General features: G+C 46.0%; 2 protein-coding genes and 1 pseudogene. All 3 read left to right on the forward strand.

Annotated features, from left to right (window positions below; genetic code table 11):
- A pseudogene (locus JGK20_RS33935) lies at nt 1-606 on the forward strand (ATPase); the annotation flags it as partial.
- Between the two features lie 207 nt (nt 607-813).
- Nucleotides 814-1,683, forward strand: a complete 870-nt coding sequence (locus tag JGK20_RS33940; RefSeq protein WP_293233785.1) for a glycerol acyltransferase — start codon at nt 814-816, stop codon at nt 1,681-1,683.
- Nucleotides 1,684-2,425: 742 nt separating this feature from the next.
- Complete coding sequence (locus tag JGK20_RS33945) at nt 2,426-4,879, forward strand: MFS transporter (RefSeq protein WP_293233787.1); 2,454 nt, start codon at nt 2,426-2,428, stop codon at nt 4,877-4,879.
- The last annotated feature ends 42 nt before the right edge of the window (nt 4,880-4,921 follow it).

Genomic DNA, 4,921 nt, shown 5'->3' on the forward strand with positions numbered 1-4,921 from the left:
AGCGGCGAATTAGCAGGAAAATATAAACCAGGATACGAAGAATATCGCTCTTTATTTAAACAAATAGAAAAATTATCCCATCAAAGTTGCTTCCTGCTAGTCGGTTGGGAACCACCCAAAGAAGTTCCTCAACTCACCAGCGAAAATACTCCCATTCGTATTTTACAACTCACAGGCTTAGACACTGCGGCCGCGCGGGAAATACTCCGAGATAAAGGATTAACAGAAATCGAGAACTGCGAAACACTCATTCACCGCTACCAAGGCAATCCGTTATGGTTAAAAAGCGCGGCGACTCTGATTCAAGAGTTGGGAATCGGCGCGACAGAGTTATTATTAAATGATACCGTATTGTTGCCAGAAGATTTGAAAGATGTTTTACAGCAGCAGTTTAGTCGCTTATCGGAAATAGAAAAACAAGTCCTCTCCTTGTTTTGTAGGGAAAGCGAACCAGTTAACCTGGCAAAATTACTCGAATATGGCACTATGCGATCGCCAGATTTGCTCAATGCCCTACAATCTTTATCGCGGCGTTGCTTCATTGACAAAACAGGAAGTTTTTATACTTTGCCACCTGTCTTGAGGCAGTATGTCCAAGAATTATGATTGAACTGTTAAAAATCGCCTAATATGGTGTTGACTTTTCTCGGTCTTTTGCTGTACTATGAGAATGTATATAGAATAATGGAAATAGTGAGTTTTTTATTTTTAATGCGCCAATTCCCATTATAAATAAAGTATATGTCAATTCGCCAGAATTTGCAATACTAAAACAATACTTTTTTCCCGCCGATCGCACTTAAGCACCAATAAATGAAATATTCTGCATCCAGCCCCAGAAACAACAGCCAAACATCTCGCTTTGACGGATTATCTTTGGACGATCGCAATCCCGACTTCATAAAACTAATGCTGCCACTCTGGGAATGGCTGTACCGCTACTATTTTCGCGTCCAAAGCGACGGCTGGCACCACGTCCCCGCACGCGGAAAAATGCTCGTTGTCGGCTCTCACAACGGGGGAATCGCCGCTCCTGATATGTTTATGTTCCTATACGAATGGTTCCACAGATACGGCACTGAACGCTTGGCCTACGGATTGATGCACCCGACGGTTTGGGAAGTTTCTGCTGATATTGCTGGCATGGCGGTGCGGTGTGGCGCGATCAAAGCGCATCCAAAAATGGCGATCGCAGCTTTGCGAAAAAATGCCCCGGTTCTAGTCTATCCTGGTGGTGCCGAAGATACTTTTCGTCCCTATCACTTACGCAATAAAATCCACTTTGCCGGACGCAAGGGATTTATTAAGTTAGCATTGCGAGAAGAAGTGCCAATTGTACCAATTATATCCCACGGTGCCCACGATACTTTGATAGTTTTGGCAGATTTGTACGAAGAAGTTAAGCAATTGCATGAATTGGGGATGCCGTGGTTGTTGGGCATCGATCCGGTAGTATTTCCGGTGTATTTGGGATTGCCTTGGGGGTTGAGTATTGGGCCTTTGCCAAATCTGCCTTTTCCCGTGCAAATTCGGACTCGCGTGTGCGAACCGATCGTATTTGAGAGGTACGGTAAGGAAGCTGCGGGCGATCGCGATTATGTCGATGCTTGTTTCGATCTAGTTACAACTCAAATGCAAGCACAATTAGATTGTTTGGTTTGTAGTAAGGACTTCAGTCCTTAAAGCCCAATGTTTAAGTGCTAAAATTATGACTGCAAAAAACTTTGGCAATTGCTATCATAATTTATACCCACTCCTGGACGCATCAGCCCAAAGAAACCGGGTTTTTTGGCGAATCTGCGGACTACAACGAAAGATTTTCGTAAAACAAACCCGGTTTTTGACCACTCCGTGCGATCGCGAACTAATACCAATTCAACCAACTATTGCTACATTTTTAAATTGCATACAAATTATTTTTCATTCGCCGAAGCCACCGCCAGACACGGCAATGCCGTCTCCCTACTTCTAAAATCTAAAATTCTATAATTGCCTTTAACGCAATCCCGGGATGAGAAAGTACCGCCTGCGACTCAATCATGTGCAGAAATTCCCAAAAAGCTTGACAAACCTTCCTATCCCCGACAAGCACTTTTAACACCAGATCCATCTAATCAATTGTCAGCCGCGTAGCGAGATTTGGTTTCGCACCTGTAGATATTGTGAATCTGTCTCAAAGATTGTTCATAAAAGCCATCCCTACAAGTGTTTCGTTGCGTTAAAAAAATCTACTTCACAAACCAAACAAAACTGACATAGCACAATTATCCCTCAATCAACAGCAGGCCGCAGACATATCTATACACTTCCGACTGTAGGGGGATGTTTTAGCTCGTCAATAAGGCGATGCTTGCCTTTAGGGGTACGAGACTAAAACTATACATTAGCCGATCGCGCGCACCCACCCTTTAACGAGGAATATACTATGTATCAAAATTTGCCAATAAATCCACAACTGTATAACATCGGGTTCTGGCTGGCCCAAGTGCCTCCACAATTTTTTATCGCCTTAATATCTGGAGTCGTACTAGCCTGTGCTTTCCAACTCTTGCTGACAAATTTATCAGTAGCCGCAGGCCTTTCCTACATCGGACAATCCCACGACGATGGACACAAATCTGATAGCAGTAGTCCCGTCCGCCACATCGGCCGCAAAGTCGGTACTTGGACTCTAATCACCGTCACTGTCGCCCTATTCTTCGCTTGCTTGCTAGCAGTTAAGCTTAGTTTGATTAGCAGTCCTGGTTTAGGTGCGATCGTCGGTTTAGTCGTGTGGGCGGCCTATTTCTCACTCCTCGTCTGGGTGAGCTCCACCACCGTCGGTTCCCTGATCGGTTCCGTGGTTAACACCGCAACATCTGGCGTTCAAGCTATTTTCGGCACCGCAGCCGCAGCCCTCGGCGCCAAAGCAGCTAGCAATCAAGTAGTCGCCACGGCGAAAGCAGCAGCAGCAGCGGTGGGCCACGAACTCGGTAGCGCGATCGACCCTACAAGCTTGCGGGAAAACGTCGAAGACTACATCCAAGCCCTCAAACCGCCGGAATTAGACATCAAAGCGATGCGTAGCGAGTTTGAAAAATTGCTCAACGATCCGCAACTCAAAAGCATTGCGGGCGAAAATTTGCCGAATCTCGATCGACAAACTCTCGTAGATTTAGTCAGTTCGCGATCGTCCTGGTCAAAACGCGATGTCAACCGGATTGTAGACCAACTCCAAGATGCTTGGAAACAAGTAGGAAAACAAGACCAGAAATCAGACGGCATCGCCCAATTGATAGATTATCTCAAATCAGCAAAATCGGGAGATTTGCTCTCAGATACGCTGACAAGTAGGGTAGAAAAAGTTCTCGGCAATCTGGGCGGGCAAAATTCTGGACAAAACTCCACAATGATGTCCCAAGCAACGTCAATGGCAGTCAATGCTTTAATGGGAGTAGTTTTGGGTCGCACGGATATTTCCGACTTAGATGTCGAAAAAGTAATGGGTCAGCTTAAAACAGCTAAGGACAAAGTTAGCCAACAAGCTGATAAAATTACCGCTCAAGTCAAAGGCGAACCAGAAACTTACAGCCCAATTCGTGCTGACGTAGAAAACTACTTGCTCAACACTTATTCGTGGCAGATGAACCCTACCGCGATCGAGCGCGAATTTCGTGACGTGCTCTACGATCCAACGGCAGATCCGGGAACTGTGCGCCACGAATTGGAAAAACTAAATCAGTCCAAGTTTGCGGAAATCCTGGCAAGTCGAGGCGTTTTTACCCAAGACAAAATTAAAGAAATTTCCCAGGAATTAGAAGGAATCAGACAGCGAGTTTTACAAACTGCGATCTTTGCCGAGGAGCAAGAAAAAGCTCGCGATTTGCAGTGGCGCGTGGAAACTTATTTGAAGCTGACGCCCAAAGCAGAACTGACAGCAGCAGGTATCGGGAGCGATTTTAAGAAAATCTTAGAGGATTCTGATGTTACTTACGAACAGTTGCGCGATCGGCTTTCTCCTTTCACCAGCGATAGTTTCGTGCAAATTCTCAGAGGCCGCGAAAACTTCGGCTTCCAGGAAGTAGACCAGATTGTTAAAGAGTTGGAAAGGACGCGAGATGTAGTTTTAGCAGATGCTAAAGGTCTGCAAGAAGCAGCGCAAGTCCGACTAGACAATCAGTGGCAAAAAGTACAAGAATACTTGAAGTCTACGGGCAAAGAAGAACTCAATCCCGAAGGACTCAAACGCGATTTCAAAACGCTGCTGGACAACCCGGAAGCGGGAATGTGGGCGCTAAAAGCTAGAGCTTCTCGGTTCGATCGCGAAACTTTGGTAAAATTGCTATCTCAGCGCAAAGACCTCAGCGAAGACCAAGTAAACCAGCTTCTCGACAGTGCCGAAGAAACTTGGCACAGCGCGCTGGAAGCACCGCAAAAGTTGGCTGAAAAAGCCAAGGATCAGTACGACCAAACTACTACCGCCCTGGCAGATTACCTGCGGAAGACTGGCAAGGAAGAACTCAATCCTGAAGGGATTAAGCGGGATTTGACCAAATTGATGGAAAATCCCAAGGAAGGGGCTTTAGCGCTGCGCGGAAGGCTATCTCAGGTCGATCGCGATACTTTGGTCAAGCTGCTTTCTCAGAGAGAAGATTTGACCGAGGAACAAGTCAATCAAATTATCGACCAAGTGCAGGAAACTCTAGGATCGATCGTGAAAGCGCCGCGCCGTTTGGCGAAGCGGGTGCAAACTCAAGTCCAGGATTTTCAGAGCATTTTAGAGGATTATTTGCGAAATACGGGCAAGGATGAATTAAATCCCGAAGCCATCAAGCGGGACTTGCAAGAGACTGTTGGCGAATGTCTGAGGGGTGTCACCCCTCAGACATTGCCGTCCTGAATAGGCAGAATGATTGTGTAATCACGCACCATATTAAATAAT

Source organism: Microcoleus sp. PH2017_05_CCC_O_A (assembly GCF_020738785.1).
Classification (GTDB): domain Bacteria; phylum Cyanobacteriota; class Cyanobacteriia; order Cyanobacteriales; family Microcoleaceae; genus Microcoleus.

Bases quoted from the DNA above. Each gene is read 5' to 3' on its own strand.
- JGK20_RS33940 (WP_293233785.1), top strand. From the start codon at position 814: ATGAAATATTCTGCATCCAGCCCCAGAAACAACAGCCAAACATCTCGC.
- JGK20_RS33945 (WP_293233787.1), top strand. From the start codon at position 2,426: ATGTATCAAAATTTGCCAATAAATCCACAACTGTATAACATCGGGTTC.